Raw genomic sequence first — 20,797 nt, forward strand, 5'->3', positions numbered from 1 at the left:
ACAAAAAATTAAAATCATTAGTGTTGTCAGCATAGTGGGTTAAAATAAAAGTTGGAACAAAAAAACTAGTGATGTACCTGATTATTAAATGCAGACGGGTTTATGTGAAATTTCGAATAAAACAAAACTAATAACTATTTCTATACATCAGAAAATCTGATGAAAACCTAAGAATAATTCAATTTATTCTTTTTCGAAAGCCATATAATGAAATGAATGTGTTAAAATCAAGTCAGGACAAATTTTGATTGAAGGTTCAAGACAGTGTTAATTGAAACTATCCTTAAGAATGAGAAGCGGCAATAGCCGAAAAAGGTTGTTTTCTTGAACTGAAAGTTTAAATACTTGATAAATGATTTTTAAAGACAGCGTAACCATTAAGTTGCGCTGTTTTTTTGTAACTTTGCAAACATTAATTTTTATACAAAAATTTATCATCAACAAATGAAAAAGCAAACGATCAAAGAAATCCTGAAGGATTACAAGAAAGTATTACATCATGACATTACTGTTTACGGATGGGTAAGAGCATTCCGTTCTAATCGCTTTATTGCGCTTAATGATGGATCTACGATTAATAATTTGCAGGTAGTTGTTGATTTCGAAAATTTTGATGAAGCGGTTATCAAGAATATCAATACAGCTTCTTCCCTTAAAATAGTAGGAGAGGTTGTAGAGAGTCAGGGAGCAGGACAAAGCGTTGAAATTATTGCTAAGAAAATTATCGTTTTAGGAGATAACTTTACTGAAGAACTTCAAAATACGATTCTTCAGCCTAAAAAACATAGTCTGGAAAAACTTCGCGAGCAGGCACACTTAAGATTCAGAACCAACTTGTTCGGAGCTGTTTTCAGAGTACGCCATGCAGTCAGCTTTGCTGTTCACTCGTTCTTTAACCAGAATCAGTTCTTTTATATCAATACACCGGTTATTACGGGTGCCGATGCAGAAGGAGCAGGGGAAATGTTCGGGGTTACCAACTTTGACCTGAATAATATGCCTAAAACTGAAGAAGGGGAAATTGATTTCTCACAGGACTTCTTCGGGAAAAAGACCAACCTTACCGTTTCAGGACAGCTTGAAGGAGAAACTGCAGCAATGGGATTAGGAAGAATTTATACATTCGGGCCTACTTTCCGTGCTGAAAACTCAAATACGACAAGACACCTTGCAGAATTCTGGATGATTGAGCCGGAAGTTGCTTTCAATAACCTTGAAGACAACATCGATCTTGCAGAGGATTTTTTAAAATATGTGATCCAGTATGTATTAGACCACTGTAAAGACGATCTTGATTTCTTAGATAAACGTTTTGCAGAAGAGCAAAAAACAAAACCTGAGAAAGAAAGAGCTAAAGAAGGTCTTATTGAAAAGTTGCAGAATGTTGTGTCTAAACGTTTCAAACGTGTAAGCTACACGGAAGCGATTGAAATTTTACTGAATTCAAAAGAGAATAAAAAAGGAAAATTCGCATATCCTGTTGAAAAATGGGGGACAGATCTTCAGTCTGAACACGAAAGGTACCTTGTAGAGAAGCACTTTGAAAGTCCGGTTGTTTTATTTGACTATCCAAAAGAAATTAAGGCTTTCTATATGAAGCTAAACGATGATAATAAAACCGTTGCTGCTATGGATGTTCTGTTTCCTGGTATCGGTGAAATCATCGGCGGATCGGAAAGAGAAGCGAGACTTGATGTATTGAAGCAGAAAATGGCTGATATGCATGTAGATGAGCACGAGCTTTGGTGGTATCTGGATACCCGTAAATTCGGATCAGTTCCGCACGCAGGGTTTGGTTTAGGATTAGAAAGACTGGTTCTTTTCGTTACGGGAATGACGAATATCAGAGATGTGATTCCTTTCCCTAGAACGCCGAAAAGTGCTGAATTCTAGAACAATAAAAAAAGCCTTAATCATTTGATAAGGCTTTTTTTATTTCTTAATAGTTTATTATGTTGAGAAGTATAAAGCAAAAATCATGCTAAATGCGTTTATTATCAAATAAATTTATTAAATTCGTAGAATATGTTATGTTAAAACGCAAATATTAGTATGCTTAAACAACACTTACAACTCAAATTAGGACAGAAGCTGGCGCCTCAGCAGATCCAGTTGATGAAGCTTATTCAGCTTCATACTCTTGAATTTGAAGAGGAGTTGGAGAGAGAGCTAGAAGAGAACCCTGCTTTAGAAATAGCAAAAGAAGATTCTAAGGAAGATGAATATTCTTCTTTAGAAGATGCTTATCAAGATGAGGGTACTGAAAGCATTGAAACAGATTTCGACGTTAATGAATATATCTATGACGACGAACCCAGCTATAAAACTGCATCCAGCAACTATTCTCCGGACGATGAAGAATTTGATAACGAAAGTCTTTTAACCGAAGGGCAGTCACTCTATGATTATCTCATGGAGCAGATTCATTTGGTCAATATCAGTGATGAAGATTTAAAGATTGCAGAATACCTCATCGGAAACTTAGATACAGACGGCTATTTAAGAAGAGAGATTAAATCTATTGTTGATGACCTTGCATTCTCCCAGGGAATTTACACTACCAAAGAAAGAGTAGAAGATATTCTTGAAAACTATGTTCAGAAACTGGATCCGTCCGGTGTTGGCGCAAGGGGATTACAGGAATGTTTATTACTTCAGATAGAAAAGAAAGTAAGTTCAGATAAAGCAGTTTCTTTGGCAGCCAGTATTTTGAGACATCAGTTTGATGCTTTAACCAATAAGCATTATAATAAGATTATTCAAAAATATGATATTGAGGAAGATGATTTGAAAGATGCACTGGATGAAATTTCAAAATTATCACCTAAAGTAGGAGGTAACTTCGATACTCAAACCATTACGATCAACCAGGAAATTATCCCTGATTTTGTGATTCAGGTAAAAGATGGTCAGGTTATTCCCATGTTAAACAGTAAAAACGCACCCACTTTAAGAGTCTCTGAAGAGTATAAAGATATCCTTACGACGTATTCGCATGATAAGAACTCATCTGAACATAAGCAGGCTGCTTTGTTCATCAAACAGAAACTCGATGCTGCCAAATGGTATATTGATGCTATTAATCAGCGTCAGAATACTTTGTTGCAAACGATTACAGCCATTGTGAAATTCCAGAAGGATTATTTTATTACAGGAGATGAAAAATCACTGAAACCCATGATTCTAAAAGATGTAGCGGATATCACAGGATTTGATATTTCCACCATTTCCAGAGTCGTGAAAAGCAAATATGCAGATACTCCAAACGGAATTGTATATCTTAAAGACTTATTCTCTGATAGTTTAACGAATGATGATGGAGAGGAGGTTTCTACAAAAGAAATTAAAACTCATCTTCAGGAAGTCATCAATAAAGAAAATAAGAGAAAGCCGCTTACCGATGATGCGTTGGTGGTGATCCTGAAAGAACAGGGATATAATATTGCCAGACGAACGATTGCTAAATACCGTGAACAACTTAATATTCCGGTTGCCAGATTAAGAAAAGAACTTTAAAATATAATAAAAGCATTTCAATTTGAAATGCTTTTTTATGTTGATCAGTTTAAGCTTTATGACCTTCCAGCCCCAGCTCTTTCATAGAAATTTCCCTCATTTCCACTTTTCTTATTTTACCGGAAATAGTCATTGGAAATTCATCTACAAATTTCCAGTATTTAGGGACCTTATAATGAGCTATTTTTCCTTTGCAATATTCCTGTAATTCTTCTTCGGTAATGGTAAAGCCTTTTCTTACTTTTACCCATGCCATTACTTCTTCTCCGAATTTTTCACTGGGAACTCCTATAATCTGAACATCCAGAATGTTGGTGTATGTATATAAAAAGTCTTCAATTTCTTTTGGTGAAATATTTTCTCCACCCCGGATAATAAGGTCTTTTATTCTTCCGGAAATTGTAATATAACCGTCTTTATCCATGACCGCCATATCTCCGGTATGCATCCATCGGGCGTTATCCAGTACTTTTTGAGTGTTTTCAGGATCATTCCAGTATTTCAGCATTACGGAATAGCCTCTTGTACAAAGTTCGCCATGTTCCCCACGCTTCAGGATTCTTCCATTCTCATCCACAATTTTAATTTCCAGATGATCCTGAACCGTCCCTACTGTACTGACCTGTTTTTGTAACGATGTTCCGATCCGTGTCTGGGTAGAAACAGGAGAGGTTTCTGTCATTCCATAACAGATACTCATTTCTTTAATGTTCATCTTATTTTCGACTTTCTTCATGATTTCAGGCGGACAGACAGAACCTGCCATCACACCGGTTCTTAAACTGGAAAAATCATAAGAATCAAAATCTTTTACAGCCAGTTCTGCAATGAACATCGTCGGAACTCCATATAAAGAAGTACATTTCTCATCAGAAACTGTTTTTAAAGTAATATCGGGATCAAAGCTGTCATTAGGAATTACCATACAGGCTCCATGGGCAGTACAGCACATATTCCCGATAACCATACCGAAGCAATGATAAAAAGGAACGGGAATACAAACACGGTCTTTTTCCGTATACTTTAATCTTATCCCGATAAAATAGCCGTTATTTAAAATATTATGATGAGAGAGAGTCACCCCCTTTGGAAATCCTGTAGTTCCGGAAGTGTATTGAATATTAACGGGATCATCGAATTGTACATGCTCTTCAAAGCTGTGAAGAACTTCATCCGAAATATCCTGTCCGTTGTTGACAAAATCATCCCAGTCTTCATCAAAGAAAATTTCATGCTCAAGGCTAGGGCATACCTCTCTGGCATACGCTATCATTTCTTTATAATTGCTGGTTTTAAAATTTAAAGAAGAAAAGATAAAGCGTACTCCGGATTGGTTGAGTACATACGTGAGCTCATGGGTTCTGTAAGCAGGATTGATATTGACTAAAATAGTCCCGATTCTGGCCGTGGCATATTGAAGCAGTACCCATTCATACCGGTTGGCAGCCCAGATTCCGATCCGGTCTCCGGATTTCGCTCCTAAAAATAATAAGGCTTTGGCAACAGCAGTAGTCTGATTATAGAACTCCTGATATGTTGCCCTGTAATCCTGATGAACACAGATTAAAGCTTCCTGATGTGGAAATTTTTCAACAGTACTTTTAAGGTTTCCTCCGATAGTCTGACCTAATAATGGAATTTCAGAAGCTCCATACACATAAGATTGTGGCATAGTTTAAGATTTGGTGAAATAAAATTAACGAATAAATCTTAACTACATTCTATGTATCCTAATTTTCCTCAGAATCTATCTGTTTCAGCTGTTTCAGGTTTTTATCAAGTTTTTTAATAATACTCCCATACACGAGTCTGTAATAAAACCAGATCATGGATACTGTGAGTAAAGTACTGACAACAATTCCTACAATGATAATGGTAAGATTTGCCTGGGTGGGCTGTATATTTTGAGCATTTAACGTGTAAAATATAAAAGCAATCAATACAAATGTAAAAGCCAGCAGCAGTACAATACTGATCAGAATAAATGCATTGACAGTTCTTTTGAATTTAATGATTCTTGTAATGAGTCCCTTGAGGTTTTCTTCAATCTTGATTTTGCGGTAGTTCTGATAAAACTTCAATACAAAATAAGCCGTAATCAGTAAGCTTACAATTTTTATAGCTAAGTAAACATGGCTGAAATTATTCTCTACCTCGTAAGATTCCTGCGCACCCAATCTTTCCAGTACCTTACGGAAACTTTCAGATTCTTCTTCCTGGAAAAAATAAAAAAGTCCCAGAACAGAAAAAAATAGGAATTCAGCAACACTGATCCAGAAAATATACTTTACATAATTACGTGATTTTCTATTCAGCATCTGAAGAATCTCACTGTTGTCATATTTTGGCTGGACAGGTTGTTCCTGCCAGGTTTTCTTAAAGCTATCTAAATCAAATTCAGGCATATTTTTCCATCTGTTCTTTAAGGGTTTTCTTTAATCGGTTCATTTTTACACGTGCATTAACTTCGGTGATCCCGAGGTTTTCAGCAATATCCTTGTAAGGCAGATCGTCAAGATACATCATGACAATGGCTCTTTCTATATTAGGAAGAGTTTTGATTACGGTATACAAAAGCGATATTTGTTGTTGCTTTTCATCGTCGTCTTCCACAAAGTCCTTGTGATTGATATCCAGTTCATTGGTAGGAAGACTTTTGCTTTTTTTTCTGAAGAGTGTAATGGCTGTATTAAGCGCTACACGGTACATCCATGTTGAAATTTTAGAATTTCCTTTAAAAGAATCATAGCTTCTCCAAAGCTGGAGTACGATTTCCTGAAAAAGATCTTCTTCGTCTTCCAGTGAATTGGTATATAAGCGGGATACCTTAATAATCAGACCCTGATTATCCTTGATAAGCTGCGCAAATTCTTTTTCTCTGGAATCCATAGATATATAATGCCACGAAGATAATAATAATGTGGTAATTGAGGATCGTTATGCCTATAAATAATTAAGGATACATAAAAAATAAAAAACTTATCATTCAGGGAATAGGCTTTCTGCATATTGAGTTTTGGATGATTTTAGCCTTTCATCATTTAGTCTTCCTTAAATTTACGTATCTTTGCCTCCGCGAGAAGATCGGCTTGTTGATTTCCCGTTTTACGGGAGGTAGGAAAGTCCGGACACCATAGAGCAACAAAGCGGATAACATCCGTCACCCGTGAGGGTAGGACAAGTGCAACAGAAAGCAGGTACAGTTCGGCTGTAGTGAAACCAGGTAAACTCTTTGTGGTGCAATGGTAAGTATATCGGTTCTTTTCAGTAATGGAAATAGGGGCGGCTCGTCCTGAAAACCGAGGGGTAATCAGCTCAAGTCTTGCAGCAATGTAAGACGTAGATAAATAACAGGCACTTCTTTTGAAGTACAAAATCCGGCTTATAGATTTTCTCGTGATTTTTCATATAAGTTATCCCCTCGTTTTAATATTAAAATTCCAATCATAATTATTATTAATCCCAGAGTAATATAAATCAGGTTATAAGAATTATTTTGCATACTTTTTTCTGCGTAATAATAATTGATGGCATAGATAACGAAATTAGCAATAGAATGGAAAAGAATAGAATATTCGATTCTTTGGGTTTTCTGAAAAATGATTCCCAAAACTATTCCTAAAATGAAGATTTGAAAAGAGGAATTCAAATCTTTATGATACAACGTGAATAGAATACTTGCACTTATTAAAGCAAAGGCATTAGAGTAACGTTTTACCAAATTCCCCTGAATAAATTTTCTGAAAAACAATTCTTCAACTACTGGAGCAATTATACAATCTTTTACCAACCTTAATCCTAAATAAGAAAATGATATGTTTCTCCCATTTACATTATTCATTGTATTTGTTTTAAGTATAATGTCCAAGATATTATTAAAACCATATTGAAAAATAAAATCTCCCAAAATAAATAAAACAAATACAAGAGTAATAAAAAAATTGACTGGAACTTTCTTTAAAGAGATTTTTTCAGAAGAGAAAAATAATCTTTTTATTATAAGAAAAGAGCAAAATTGAGCTATTATATTAATAAATATTTGGTAAAAATGATATTGGTACTTGTTTAAGTTCAATAGTAGTTTTAAAATATCTAATACTGAATAAGTAAAAGAACTCAAAAGTATAAATATCAGCGATATTATAATTGCTTTCCAAATAGTCAATGTTATTCACTTTCAAGAGTATTTTTAGCATCAATAAGTCCCTGTTTTTCCTTTTCCGAGAGAACAGGATACTTAAGATTCATTTTTTCAAGAGTATCAATGATGATCTGAATAGCGGCTACCCTTGCAAACCATTTATTGTCGGCGGGAAGAACATACCAGGGCGCATGATCTTTTGAGGTCTCATTGATTGCTGTTTCATAAGCCTCCATATACTGATCAAATAATGCTCTTTCCGGAAGGTCCCCGGCAGAGAATTTCCAGTTTTTTTCCTGCTCATTGATTCTGTCTAAAAGCCTTTTCTTTTGCTCATCTTTAGATACGTGTAAAAAAATTTTGATAATAGTGGTTCCGTTTTGAGCAAGATGTTTTTCAAAATTACGGATGCTTTCATATCTGTTTTCCCAGAATGTGTTGTTAAAATCTTTTACTGAAGACCAGGTTTTTTCATTCAGATTATATTCAGGGTGAACTTTACAGACGAGTACATTTTCGTAATGGGAGCGGTTAAAAATCCCGATCATCCCTTTTTGAGGTAAAGCCACATAATGTCGCCATAGAAAATCATGGGAATATTCTTTAGAGCTTGGGGTTTTAAAGCTGGTTACATTACAGCCCTGTGGATTTACACCTCCGAAAACATGTTCTATCATACTGTCTTTTCCTGCTGCGTCCATCGCCTGCAATACAACCAAAAGAGACTGGCTTCCGTCTGCGTAGAGCTTTTCCTGTAATTCACGAAGTTTTTCCTTTTCCTGAATAAGCATTTGAGCTCCATCGTCTTTGGTGAGTTTTCCTTTATAAGAAGTGGATGTTTTTTTGATTGAAAATTTTCCGGTTATTTTAAAATCGTCTGAGAAATTGGTGTCCATATGTTTTTTTTAAGATTAAAAAATTAAAAGATTCTGACTGTCATTTCAGATGTTGACATAAAGTCTCTGATATCTAATTTCCAGCCGTTAATCTCTATGCTTACATAAATGTAATAAAAAAACCGCCTCCAGGGAGACGGTTTTTTTATTTTTTTAAGTAGAGCTTACTTCACAGCAGCCTTTTTAGCAACTTTTGCAGCTTTTTTCTCAGCTTTTGCAGCTTCTTTCTGCTCAGCAGGAGTCAATACTTTTGGCTCAGGAGCATTAGCATCTACATTACCTTTAATGTAAATTACGCTTCTGCTGTTGGCAGGGTCATTAGAAAAAACCTCAATCATTTTGTTGAACCCTCCGTTAAGAGCGGTGTTGTATCCAACTTTGATTTTAGCAGATTTTCCCGGCATGATCGGATCCTGGCTGAATTCCGGAGTGGTACATCCGCAAGAAGGCTTTACGTTTGAAATGATCAAAGGTTTGTCACCTGTGTTTGTTACTGTAAAGAACCTTGTACCATCAGCATTTGGTTTAATAGTACCATAGTCAAAAGTAGTTTTATCAAACGTAATAGTTTGTGCAGATGCAAGAGCAAATGTTCCGAATAATGCAATTCCTGCGATTAATTTCTTCATATTCTTGAATGTTAATATGTTTGTTAGATAAATTTTGTGAAACAAAGTTAAAAATTATTTTAATTCATGCTTAAAAATTTTTTTCTTTAGACTATTTTTGCAAATTGCAAGCCAAAGAAATAGAATTTATGCAGATTTCAGAAAAGTACAATCCACAGGAAACAGAACAGAAATGGTACAATTACTGGTTGGAAAACAAATATTTCCACTCAGAGCCTAATGATAAACCACCATATACCGTGGTCATTCCTCCACCAAACGTTACGGGAATATTACACATGGGACATATGTTGAACAATACCATTCAGGATGTGCTGGTCCGTCGTGCAAGAATGCGCGGGTTTAACGCTTGTTGGATTCCGGGAACAGATCACGCTTCAATTGCTACCGAAGCTAAAGTTGTTGCTAAATTGAAGTCTGAAGGAATTAATAAGTCAGATATCACCCGTGAACAGTTCCTTGAACATGCCTGGGAGTGGACGAATAAGTACGGGGGAACAATTCTTGAACAGCTGAAAAAATTAGGATGTTCATGTGATTGGGACAGAACCCGCTTTACAATGGAAGACAAACTTTCACAACAGGTGATCAAAAGTTTTGTAGATCTTTATAACAAAGGATTAATCTACAGAGGGTACAGAATGGTAAACTGGGATCCTGAAGCAAAGACCAATATTTCTGATGAAGAGGTAATCTTTAAAGAACAAAACGGAAAGCTTTATTTTCTTAAATATAAAATTGAAGGGTCAGAAGATTTCCTTTCAGTTGCTACCACACGTCCTGAAACGATTTTCGGAGATACTGCTGTATGTATCAATCCTAATGACGAAAGATATGCGCATCTGAGAGGTAAAAATGTAATCGTTCCGATTGTAAACAGAGTAATTCCTATTATTGAAGATGAATATGTAGATATTGAATTCGGAACAGGAGCATTGAAGATTACACCGGCTCACGATACGAATGATTATGAGATCGGACAGAAGCACCAGCTGAAAATGATTGATGCTCTGGATGATGACGGAAATCTAAACGAGCACGGTCTTCATTATGCAGGGCAAAACAGATTTGATGTAAGAAAACAGATTGCCAAAGAACTGGAAGAAAAAGATCTTTTGCTAAAAGCAGAGGATTATGTTAATAAAGTAGGAACATCTGAAAGAACAGGTGCGGTTATTGAGCCTAAAGTTTCTGTACAGTGGTTTCTTAAAATGTCTGAAATTGCTAAGCCTGCTCTGGATGTAGTAATGGAAGATGAAGTAAAATTCTATCCTGAAAAATTCAAAAATACATACAAATACTGGATGGAAAACATCCGTGACTGGAATATTTCCCGTCAGCTTTGGTGGGGGCAGCAGATTCCTGCGTATTATTATGGTGAAGGAGAGAATGATTTTGTAGTGGCTGAAACCGGGGAAGAAGCATTAGAACTTGCGAAACAAAAAACCGGTAATCAAGCATTAACAGCTGATAATCTGAAGCAGGATGAAGATGCTCTTGATACCTGGTTCTCTTCATGGTTGTGGCCAATGTCAGTATTTGACGGATTACTTGATCCTGAAAATAAAGATATCAGTTATTATTATCCTACATCAGACCTGGTTACAGGTCCGGATATTATTTTCTTCTGGGTAGCCAGAATGATTATGGCAGGACTGGAATACCGAAAAGAAGTTCCGTTCAAGAATGTGTATTTTACCGGGATTGTAAGGGATAAGCAGAGAAGGAAGATGTCAAAATCTTTAGGAAATTCTCCTGATCCGCTGGAATTAATGGATAAATACGGTGCAGACGGTGTTCGTGTAGGAATTTTATTGAGCTCCGCAGCAGGAAACGATCTTCTTTTTGATGAAGACTTAATGCTTCAGGGAAGAAACTTCATGACTAAGATCTGGAATGCTTTCCGTCTGATCAATATGTGGAATCATGAGGATAAAACAGCCAATGCAACGGAAACACAAACTATCGATTGGTTTGAAAATAAATTAAATAAAACAATTGCCGAGATCAATGACCAGTTTGAGAAATTCAGAATTTCCGACGCACTTCATCTGATTTATAAATTAATTTGGGATGATTTTTGCGGATGGTATCTTGAGGCCATTAAACCTAACTATGGAGAAGGAATCTCCAAGGAGGTATATCATAAAACAATATATTTCTTTGAAGAACTGATGAAGCTGCTTCATCCGTTCATGCCTTTCCTGACGGAAGAGTTGTGGCAGACGATCTCAGAAAGAAGTATTGAAGAGGCATTAGTGGTTGCCCAGCAGAAAGAAGCCGTAGCCTTTGATGAAGCAGTTATCAAAAATTTTGAAACTGCGGCAGAATTGATTTCGGGAGTTAGAAACTACCGTCAGACAAAAGGAATTTCACCGAGAGAGACAGCGGAAATATATACCAATGCTTCTGAATTTGCTAATGAAGCAGTGGTGAGAAAACTGGCGAATGTTTCTGAAATCCATTTCGGACAGAAAACAGATAAGCCAAGTTTCACATTCCTGGTAGGGGCTACAGAAGTTTCAATTCCTTTGAGCGAAAACCTGGATTTAGGAGAAGAAAAAGCTAAAACTGAAGAAGAATTAAAATACCTGAAAGGATTTCTGGTTTCAGTAGATAAAAAACTTTCCAACGAAAAGTTTGTGGCTAATGCAAAACCTGAGATTGTAGAGGTAGAGCGTAAGAAACAAAAAGATGCTCTTGACAAGATCGCTATTCTGGAAGAGAAGCTGAAAAGTTTATAATTTAAAATACAGACAATTTAAATTGTCGGGAAATCAGGCTGGGTACAGATGAACACTTGTGCCCAGCCTTATGATTTAAAGAAAAAGAACACATGACACACATAGAAAACATACAAAAACTATTTTCAAAAGACTTTGTTGAAAGCCCTTTGCTGGAAAGTTTTGAAGTGGGGAAAATTTATCTTTCCAGTGGAAAACTGGTTGCCTGTGATCCTTTGATCACCAATGATATGCTTCCTTTTTCTACAGAATTTCCAAAAGGAGATTTCTCTGTTATATTGCACAAAGAAAGAGAAAGTAATTGTGTAGCCTACGCTGAAATTATATTTAGTAATGCTGAAATTACAGATTGGAAAATGGCTACCACAGCCGGACAGAATGTAAAAGATCTGGAAGAGGAGGAGGTATTCGGATATCCTGTAGAAAGCGGAATGGGATGTTTTATGGATGTAGACACTCAAAGCAGCCTGAATGAGCTGGAACAAACACTATATCAGAAGAAAGGAGATGACTTTATGGGGATTTATGAAGAATTCTTTCATGAGCATTTTTTCGATGAAAATGGGGCTATAGATCAATATGCCTTTTTAAAACCGTCGGAAGAGCACCCTGGAACTATATTTGCTTTTGAAACCGGATATGGAGAAGGTTTTTATGCCAGTTATATAGGTTATGGTAAAGATAAGTCACCGGTAAAGATAATTACTGAATTTATTGAAATTAGTTAAGTAAAATTAGTTATTTTTGAACCTGCAAAGTTCACCAGATATAAATGTTAAAACTAATATAAAGCACAATGAAATTCTCCTCAGAACAACCTAAAATTATTGTTGTAGGAAGCTCATCAATAGATTTGGTTTTAGAAACCGAAAAACTTCCTCTGCCTAATGAAACGGTTTTAGCCGTTAATTCAGACAGTTATTTTGGAGGTAAAGGTGCTAATCAGGCAGTAGGTACAGCAAGACTTGGAGCGAGTGTTTATTTCATAGGCTGTGTAGGAATGGATCCTTTGGGACAGCAGATTATGAGAAATCTTGTGGGAGAAGGAGTGAATGTAGGCTTTGTTCATGAAACAGATCAGGAGTCTACCGGAACGGCTTATGTAACCACAAGTAACGGAAATGCTGCCATTGTAGTCGTACCAGCTGCTAATAAATATTTAAATAAAGATCATATAGACGAAGCAGACCGGTATTTCAATACAGCAGACCTTATTCTTATTCAGCTTGAGGTTTCTATGGATGTGGTGGAGTATACGGTGAAAAAAGCCAAAAAGCATGGTAAAAAAGTAGGTTTATATGCTTCTCCTGCTATGCGAATCAGCGATGAAATTATTGAAAATGTTGATTTTATTATAGCCAAAAGCAGTGAGCTTTATATTATTTTTGGCGAAGAAAAGAGAGAAGATGTTCTTAAAAAATATTTCAATAAAGTTTTTGTAAGAGATGACACCAATTCCACCATTTATTTTGACGGTACTGAAATGAAGTACTACAGAAATGATAGAGACAAAACAGTCTATAAAATGGGGATGGGTGATGCTTTTACTTCAGGTTTTGCTATTGCACTTTGCCATGGGAATACTATTGAAGACTGTGTGAAATTCGGAAATGAAGTATCCTCAAGGGTTTCAGGAGGTAAGGGTTCACAGAACGGGCTGCCGAGAATGGCGGATTTTGTTTCTTAAAACTATTTACGGCATATCAAAAGTCTGAAACTTAACATAAAAATATAACGAAAATGTCCACTTTTATAGTGGATTTTTTCTTTTATCCTATGGAAAAACTAATACTTACTACTGAAGATCATGCCTCTTTAACAGCGCACCTTTTTCGCCCTGAGAAGAGTAACGGAAAATTATTACTCATTAATTCTGCAACAGGAGTAAAACAACAGGTTTATTTTTCATTTGCTCAATATTTTTCAGAAAAAGGATTCACGGTCATTACTTATGATTATAGAGGAATAGGCCTCTCTAAGCCTAGGAGTATGAAAGGATTTAATGCTTCTATGAGACTTTGGGGAGCAAAAGATTATAAAGAACTGACCCGGTATATTAAGGTAAAATATTCCGAGTATAAAAAATATTGCCTGGGACATTCTGTAGGAGCCTTGATTTTGGGAATGAACAAAGATTCTGAAATGTTTGATGAATTCTTCTTTGTAGGAACCCAAAATGCTTTTGTGGGAAATCTTAGGTGGAAAACTAAGATAGAAGCTTATCTGGGTTTCGGAATTGTTCAGCCTCTAACTACTTCGTTGCTGGGATACTTTCCGGCCCATTGGTTCGGATTGGGAGAAAGTCTTCCAAAAAATTGTGCATATGACTGGAGAACCTTAATTTTAAACAGGAAATCTACCAACAGATTGTTGGAGAAAATTGATAATTATTCTAACAATTTAAAACAGAATGTATTGGTAATCCGTGCAGAAGATGATGTATGGCTGACTGAGAAAGGCGTATTAAGTCTTTTAAATACTACCTATCCTCATCTCTGCCCGACATACAGGCTGGTGAAAACCTCCGAATCTGAGAAAAATGAAATAGGACATGTTAATTTTTTTAGAAGTTACAACAAAAAACTCTGGGATATTATTTTAAATGAACTGAAAGATAAATGAAAAGTACGATTGACAACACCGTAGAATTTGTAAAAGAAAAACTGGAAGGAGCAGAAGCAGGCCATGATTGGTATCACATCGAAAGAGTCTGGAAACTGGCCGGAAAAATTGCAGAAACCGAAGAATGTAACCGTGAAGTTGTAGAACTGTCTGCGCTTCTTCACGATATTGCAGATCCTAAGTTTCATAATGGAGATGAAACCATAGCTCCGAAAATTTCGAGAGAATTTCTTGAAAAACAAAATGTTTCCCATGAAGTGATAGAGCAGGTCCTTTTTGTTATTGAAAATATTTCATTCAAAAACAGAAGCAATGCGCCTCAGAATCCTTCTGCTGAGCTCATGATTGTTCAGGATGCTGACCGTATTGATGCCATTGGAGCGATCGGGATTGCCAGAACTTTCAATTTCGGAGGCTTTAAAAATAACCCGATGTATGATCCTGAAATCAAGCCTAATCTGGGCATGTCTAAAGAAGAATATAAAAAATCAAACGGAACTACTATCAATCATTTTTATGAGAAATTGCTGCTGCTGAAAGATTTAATGAACACAGAAAGCGGAAGAAAACTGGCAGAAGAAAGACATGAGTATATGTTGAATTTTCTAGATCAGTTTTATAAAGAATGGAATGTAGACTAGAATTCTCCTGAAAAATCTGAAATCTGTATCTTTGCAATATGGAATTTATCATTTTTGTTATCTTTTGGGGCTGTCTGTTTTCTTTGATTTTCTATAAGATTAAATCAGGAAAGATCGCAAAGTGGGCAAAACTGTTCCGGATTCTGACTGTCGTTTTTTCGATTTCTTTTTTTGCATACTGGTTTATCAAAAAAAGCGCTGTAGCGTTTGTTGATAACTCAGTGGGGCTTCAGGTTGTAAATAAACTTCCGCAAACCTTAGACTTCTATCTTGTTAAAGTAAATAAAGTAGAGTCTAATACGGCATTAATCCCCAAACACATCGGAAAAATACGTCCCGATTATTACAGAGTTGAATATCTGAAGATGGATAAATCTGATGAATACTGGATTGTAGGATATTTAGGAAAAAAGAACCTGGTGTATTTTTCCCAGCATTCGGTTCCTAATAAAAATATAGATCAGATTGTTGAAGTACAGAATTATATCAATCAAAGTGTAAAGCTTTCTGATGCTGCCAAAAAACAGGTAGATGCCTATAATTATGAAAATACGAAGCTGGGTATCTGGATTACATTGGATTTTCTGCTTTTATTTCTTAATCTGGTATTACTCCTGAGAAAAAGTGAATAGCAATGGTAATGAGTAATAGAGGTTATAAAAATGTATTACTCATTACTTTTATTCACTATTTGTTTATTAAGGATAGTTCAGGATATGCATAATCCTCTCCTTAAGATCTTCCGGACAATTTTTAATAAGCTTGTCCTTATTTTGCTCACTTATTTGTTCGGGAGTTACCCATTCTGAAACATTAGAGCTCATACTGTGATTGTCATATATTCTTTTGATGGTATCATTTTCATAAAAGATATATTCATCGGTAAGCCAGTTACTGGCAATGCTTATTGTACAAATTTCTTTTTCCATATCATTGTTTTTTAAATTTACACTATTGTGTGAAATACGTATCCTCTAATGTATAAAATTTTATGATATGAAAAGACTTTATCCCCCAAATTTGTTATTAAGGAGATAAATTAAAATGAGTCTATTTAAACTTTTGAAAATGGATGAATTATTGTCTCAGAATGATCATTGAAATTAAAACAGTGTGCCTGTATTTTCAGTTGCCATTTGAGGAATGTGGATATCGGTTTTCCATTCCGCATTTAATTTCTTGATAAAGTAAGCTGACAATAACGGAGATGCTTTTTCGATATTTTGATGTACAAAGAAGTACAGGTTTTGCAGCCCTTCTTTCTTCCATTTTGTTAAATGCTGTACCCAGTCATCCAGTCTTTCATAATCACTTTCAGCATTAGCTCCTACATATCGGATAAAGGCATTCGGAGTAGTAAGACGCATATGAAGCATATCTCTTCTTCCGGCAGTATCTACAATAATGTTGGTGATATTGTGGGCTTCAAAAAGTTCACAGGTTGTATTGAGTATTTCTTCGTCTGTGAACCATTCGGTATTTCGCAGCTCAATGGCCAGAGGAACTTCTTTAGGCCACTCTTTTACAAATTTTTCCAGCCTGTCATAGTCTTTCGGTTTAAAATTATCATGAAGCTGAAGAAAGGCCATCCCTAATTTTTCATCAAAATTAATTACGGCTGAAGCAAAATGAGTGACCGGATCTGTAACATCTATAAGCCTCCTGAAATGAGAAACGGTGTTGGTAATTTTAGGAAAGAACTTAAATCCTTCCGGAGTTTTTTCCTTCCATGTTTTTACCTGATCAGGTGTCGGCATTCCGTAAAAAGTGGCATTCAGTTCTATAGAATTAAACTGAGTGGCATAATAGGTCAATTCGTCTTTCGTTCCTTTAGGATAGAATCCCTTAAGGTCGGTCTTATTCCATTTTGCACATCCGATAGATATATTGTTCAGCCCCTTTTTATTAAGGCTTAAAATTTCTTTGGTTCTGGAGTGATCTTTAGGAAGTGTAAAATCTATTTTTGAAGGGTCCTCTACTTGTCCGAATTTCATATTAAACTATTTTAATGGTTTAAAATTAAGTAATTTTTTTCAGTGATTTCTATAGTTGAGTGAAAAATTAAAGAGGTTACCGGAATGTAGATATTAAGTTTTTTTTAAGGAAATATTAAACTTTAGGTTACATAATGTTAATTTTATGTTACCATACTTCATATGAATGAATTTTAATTTTACAGCCGAGTTTGTATCAATAAAAATATGAAGAAAAAAATTATCTGTGCTTTTGCTTTATTGTCTTTTGGATTTGCATTTTCACAGGAAACCAGCTCTAAGATTTTTGGAAGATTAAAAGGAATTTCTTCCGAAGTTACGGTAAAGGTAGTGCATGTACCTACTAATAGTACCTTTGAAACAAAAAGTAACAGCAAAGGACAATTCAGTTTGGATAACCTTCAGCCGGGTGGTCCTTATAAAATTGAAATATTAGACGGTTCGCAGGTTATTTATGAAAATCCTAACCTTCAACTTTCCTTAGGAAACAACGATTTGCCTATAGTAGACGTTGGCAGCAAAGAAAAGACGATTGACGAGGTAAAAATTACTTCTAAGAGAACTATCGTAAAAAACGGGGTAGGGATCAGCCAGGCACAGATCTCCGGTCTTCCTAATATCAACAGAGGAATTCAGGATGTTACAAAATTGGTTCCACAGAGTGCTAACAACTCTTTTAACGGTACCAATTTCCGTTATAATAACGTTACGATTGACGGATCTATCAACAATGATGCTATCGGATTCAGCCCGTCTTTGGGAGGGCAGACAGGTACATCAGGAATGCCCGGAAGTAGTACCCGTTCCAATTCCATAAGCCTGGATGCTATTCAGGATGTACAGGTTTATATTGCTCCTTATGACGTGAAACTTGGGAACTTCCTGGGCGGAAGTATCAATGCTGTCACCCGAAGCGGAAGTAATGATGTGACAGGTTCTATGTATGTTTACGGAAGGAATGCTGCAATTACAGGGAATAACAGAGTAGGAGATAATTCTAAAATGCCAAAAGATTTTTCGGATTTCATTTATGGAGGAAGAGTAGGACTGCCAATCGTAAGAGATAAGGTGTTTTTATTTACCAATTTAGAATATACGAAAAGAACAGATCCGATCTTCTATAACGCCAATGATCCCAATGCCCTTATTAATGAAGAAGTTGCCCATAAGATCTCCGATTTTGTAAAAAATAGATACGGATTTAATGTAGGAAGTTTTAATCAGTACAATAACTTTTCAGAAAGCTCCAAGCTTTTTAATAAGTTAGACTGGAAAATTAATGATAAACACACATTATCCATTAAAAATAATACCGTATTTTCACAGGCTTCCAATCTTGAAAGAGATGGTGCCAACTTCAGGTTTTCCAGTATGGACTTCATCCAGAAGAATACCGCTTCCACCACTACTCTTGAACTCAAGAGCCGTTTTAATGATAAGTGGAGTAACAATTTAGTTTTAGGATATTCTTCAATTCATGATTACAGAGACCCTACTTCCGGTAATGCTATGTTTCCACAGGTTGAAATTACTTATAACGGAGGAACTATTTTGTTAGGAAACGACAGGGAAGCTACTGTTTTCAATATGAAACAGAAAACGTTTGAAATTACCGATAACCTTACCTATAAAAAAGGAAATCATACCTTCTTATTAGGAACCCATAATGAGCTTTATAATATTAATTATGGTTTCGTAAATGCTTTGAACGGAAGAATTTCGTATAAATCTCTTGATGATTTTTACAACTCCAATCCTGCGAGGATAAGAGGTACCTATCCTTTTAACGGAGAGAGCAGACAAACGCTTTTTGATAATCCTTATGCGCAGTATCAGGTAAACCTTCTTTCATTGTACCTCCAGGATGAAATCAACTGGGGAAGATTGAGATTGTCACCGGGTGTGAGAGTAGATTATACAGATTTACCTAACAAACCTCAGCTAAGCCCGCTGGTTACAAACTCTCCTCAGGATCCTAATTACGGGAAAACTTATACCTATACGCCTCTGAGCCAGCTAACCAATAACTATCTTAACAAACCAACGCTATCTCCAAGACTTGGATTTACCTATGATGTTACTGAAGACCGATCTGTAGTCTTAAGAGGAGGTTCAGGAATTTTCGTAGGTAGAATTCCGTTTGCATGGCTAGGATATGCATATTATAATGACGGGGTTGGATTTGGAAGTTACGATTATAACGCTCCGACAGCGGCGCAGCTTGCAGCCAACGGAGACCCTCTGGTAAGCGGCAACTTCCCAAAATGGCAAAACTCTTCAAAGGTACAGGTAGACCTTGTTGATAATAACTTTAAAATGCCAAGAGTCTGGAGAAGTTCATTAGCCGTTGATTATACCTTTAAAGGATATAAACTTACTTTAGAAGGTATTTATACCAAAGTGCTTTATGACCTGAAATTCCAGCAGGTGAATAAAACAGATAATGTGACGTATTACAGCTATGATGTGAATCATGAAATGCCAATTTATACAACGAACATCAATAGCAATTTCTCCAATGCTTATCTTCTTTCCAATACCAAAGAAGGATACCGTTACAATTTAACAGCGCAGCTTTCAAAATCATATGATTTCGGATTCAATTTCTTCGTAGCTTATACATACGGTGATGCTAAAGATATTACCAACGGAATCAGAAACTCTATGGAAAGTAACTGGCAGATGAACCAGTCGCTTACGCCTAACGATCCTAAGCTGACCACTTCCAACTTTGCGATTAAAAACAGGGTAGTGGCGAATCTGGGATATGCATTCAATATTTCTAATTCCAACAGGTTATATACGAATGTCTATTTCAATGCTCAATCCGGAAACCCTTATTCATGGGGATTTGTGAACAGTACTATTGCAAATACGGGACAGGCGGCAGGACTTGCTTATATTTTTAAAGATGCCAATGAAGCAGCCAAATATATTGTTCCTATAATGGGGAAAGATCAAAGTGGAGCGTCTGTTGTTTTGGTGTCTGCCCAGCAACAGGTTGCTGATTACGAAAACTTTATCAATAGCAATGACTATCTGAAATCAAGAAGAGGAAAGTTTACCGAAAGAAACGGAGACGTTACTCCTTGGAACATTCAGGCGGATATCAGAATTATGGATGAGATTAAACTGGGTAAAAAGAATAATATCCAGATTTCATTAAGTATTATCAATTTTACCAATTTGCTGAACAAAGACTGGGGGAAAGTATACTTTGTACCTAATACCTTCAACTCAACCGCAAGTGTAGGACTTACAAAAGTGGGGAATATTGCTACAGGTCAGCCTTCTGCAGGAGACCCTACTTATAACTTTAAAACACCGGGATTACCGTACACGATTGACCAGTTTGCGTCAAGATTCCAGGCACAGCTGGGAGTCAGATACAATTTCTAAGGTCAGTCTTTTATTTTACTTTATACAACTTTTTCATGGGTCCGGATTTTCTTTCCGGGCCTTTTTCTTTTATAGGACTGTAATGAATGAAGAATACCAAGGACTGATTTTTTTATAAAAGAAAATTATTTTAAACAGTTACAACCACCCGACTTTAATCCGCATATCCTCCAGTTATATTTTAAATTGCTTTTGCCTGATTTATTCTGCTAAAG

General features: G+C 36.0%; 16 protein-coding genes, 1 other RNA gene and 1 pseudogene. 10 read left to right on the forward strand and 8 right to left on the reverse strand.

The window, feature by feature from the left end; all coding sequences use genetic code 11:
* Nucleotides 1-444: 444 nt before the first annotated feature.
* Both asnS and rpoN read left to right on the forward strand, forming a co-directional pair.
* Complete coding sequence (asnS, locus tag JO178_RS20295) at nucleotides 445-1,893, forward strand: asparagine--tRNA ligase (RefSeq protein ID WP_291939950.1); 1,449 nt, start codon at nucleotides 445-447, stop codon at nucleotides 1,891-1,893.
* A 159-nt stretch (nucleotides 1,894-2,052) separates the two neighbouring features.
* On the forward strand, nucleotides 2,053-3,516 hold the full coding sequence (rpoN, locus tag JO178_RS20300) for an RNA polymerase factor sigma-54 (protein WP_291939952.1): 1,464 nt from the start codon (nucleotides 2,053-2,055) through the stop codon (nucleotides 3,514-3,516).
* A gap of 49 nt (nucleotides 3,517-3,565) precedes the next feature.
* Here rpoN and JO178_RS20305 read toward each other — a convergent pair whose 3' ends face one another.
* From JO178_RS20305 to JO178_RS20315, 3 genes are read right to left on the reverse strand one after another with little or no spacing between them, the layout of a single operon-like run.
* Complete coding sequence (locus JO178_RS20305; RefSeq protein WP_291939953.1) at nucleotides 3,566-5,188, reverse strand: AMP-binding protein; 1,623 nt, start codon at nucleotides 5,186-5,188, stop codon at nucleotides 3,566-3,568.
* A 58-nt stretch (nucleotides 5,189-5,246) separates the two neighbouring features.
* Nucleotides 5,247-5,921 (reverse strand): beta-carotene 15,15'-monooxygenase, encoded by a 675-nt coding sequence (locus tag JO178_RS20310; protein ID WP_291939955.1) that lies wholly within the window; start codon nucleotides 5,919-5,921, stop codon nucleotides 5,247-5,249.
* A complete protein-coding gene (locus tag JO178_RS20315; RefSeq protein WP_045500386.1) occupies nucleotides 5,914-6,405 on the reverse strand; it encodes a sigma-70 family RNA polymerase sigma factor in 492 nt (163 codons plus the stop codon). The genes JO178_RS20310 and JO178_RS20315 overlap by 8 nt, the downstream gene beginning before the upstream one ends.
* A gap of 187 nt (nucleotides 6,406-6,592) precedes the next feature.
* Here JO178_RS20315 and rnpB point away from each other — a divergent pair.
* An RNA gene (gene rnpB / locus JO178_RS20320) (RNase P RNA component class A) lies at nucleotides 6,593-6,917 on the forward strand.
* A 149-nt stretch (nucleotides 6,918-7,066) separates the two neighbouring features.
* Here the strand turns inward: rnpB and JO178_RS21550 are convergent.
* The 3 genes and pseudogenes from JO178_RS21550 to JO178_RS20330 form a co-directional block, all read right to left on the reverse strand.
* Nucleotides 7,067-7,357: pseudogene (locus JO178_RS21550) on the reverse strand (CPBP family intramembrane glutamic endopeptidase); the annotation flags it as partial.
* Between the two features lie 326 nt (nucleotides 7,358-7,683).
* Nucleotides 7,684-8,553 (reverse strand): polyphosphate kinase 2 family protein, encoded by an 870-nt coding sequence (locus tag JO178_RS20325; RefSeq protein WP_291939959.1) that lies wholly within the window; start codon nucleotides 8,551-8,553, stop codon nucleotides 7,684-7,686.
* 164 nt (nucleotides 8,554-8,717) lie between these two features.
* The gene (locus JO178_RS20330; protein WP_291939961.1) at nucleotides 8,718-9,182 is read right to left on the reverse strand and encodes a DUF1573 domain-containing protein; all 465 of its coding nucleotides are present in this window, start codon (nucleotides 9,180-9,182) and stop codon (nucleotides 8,718-8,720) included.
* 128 nt (nucleotides 9,183-9,310) lie between these two features.
* Between JO178_RS20330 and JO178_RS20335 the strand changes: the two genes are divergently transcribed.
* The 6 genes from JO178_RS20335 to JO178_RS20360 all read left to right on the forward strand — a co-directional run bounded on the left by JO178_RS20335 (nucleotide 9,311) and on the right by JO178_RS20360 (nucleotide 15,821).
* Entirely contained in the window at nucleotides 9,311-11,926 is a 2,616-nt protein-coding gene (locus JO178_RS20335) for a valine--tRNA ligase (protein ID WP_291939963.1), read from the forward strand.
* Between the two features lie 92 nt (nucleotides 11,927-12,018).
* Nucleotides 12,019-12,654: a DUF4241 domain-containing protein gene (locus tag JO178_RS20340; RefSeq protein WP_291939965.1), complete on the forward strand. Its 636-nt coding sequence runs from the start codon at nucleotides 12,019-12,021 to the stop codon at nucleotides 12,652-12,654.
* Nucleotides 12,655-12,722: 68 nt separating this feature from the next.
* Nucleotides 12,723-13,613, forward strand: coding sequence for a ribokinase (locus JO178_RS20345; protein ID WP_291939966.1), 891 nt, complete (start codon nucleotides 12,723-12,725; stop codon nucleotides 13,611-13,613).
* Between the two features lie 89 nt (nucleotides 13,614-13,702).
* Nucleotides 13,703-14,548, forward strand: coding sequence for an alpha/beta fold hydrolase (locus JO178_RS20350; RefSeq protein WP_291939967.1), 846 nt, complete (start codon nucleotides 13,703-13,705; stop codon nucleotides 14,546-14,548).
* Nucleotides 14,545-15,189, forward strand: a complete 645-nt coding sequence (locus JO178_RS20355; protein ID WP_291939969.1) for an HD domain-containing protein — start codon at nucleotides 14,545-14,547, stop codon at nucleotides 15,187-15,189. Before JO178_RS20350 ends, JO178_RS20355 begins: the two co-directional genes overlap by 4 nt.
* Nucleotides 15,190-15,227: 38 nt before the next feature.
* On the forward strand, nucleotides 15,228-15,821 hold the full coding sequence (locus tag JO178_RS20360; RefSeq protein WP_291939971.1) for a hypothetical protein: 594 nt from the start codon (nucleotides 15,228-15,230) through the stop codon (nucleotides 15,819-15,821).
* 66 nt (nucleotides 15,822-15,887) lie between these two features.
* On the opposite strand, the gene JO178_RS20365 is transcribed toward JO178_RS20360, so the two are convergent.
* On the reverse strand, nucleotides 15,888-16,118 hold the full coding sequence (locus JO178_RS20365) for a hypothetical protein (protein WP_291939973.1): 231 nt from the start codon (nucleotides 16,116-16,118) through the stop codon (nucleotides 15,888-15,890).
* 174 nt (nucleotides 16,119-16,292) lie between these two features.
* Nucleotides 16,293-17,183, reverse strand: coding sequence for a DUF72 domain-containing protein (locus tag JO178_RS20370; RefSeq protein WP_291939975.1), 891 nt, complete (start codon nucleotides 17,181-17,183; stop codon nucleotides 16,293-16,295).
* A 207-nt stretch (nucleotides 17,184-17,390) separates the two neighbouring features.
* Here JO178_RS20370 and JO178_RS20375 point away from each other — a divergent pair, with 207 nt between their 5' ends.
* The gene (locus tag JO178_RS20375; RefSeq protein ID WP_291939977.1) at nucleotides 17,391-20,582 is read left to right on the forward strand and encodes a TonB-dependent receptor; all 3,192 of its coding nucleotides are present in this window, start codon (nucleotides 17,391-17,393) and stop codon (nucleotides 20,580-20,582) included.
* The last annotated feature ends 215 nt before the right edge of the window (nucleotides 20,583-20,797 follow it).

Source organism: Chryseobacterium sp., assembly GCF_019236175.1.
Lineage (GTDB): Bacteria > Bacteroidota > Bacteroidia > Flavobacteriales > Weeksellaceae > Chryseobacterium.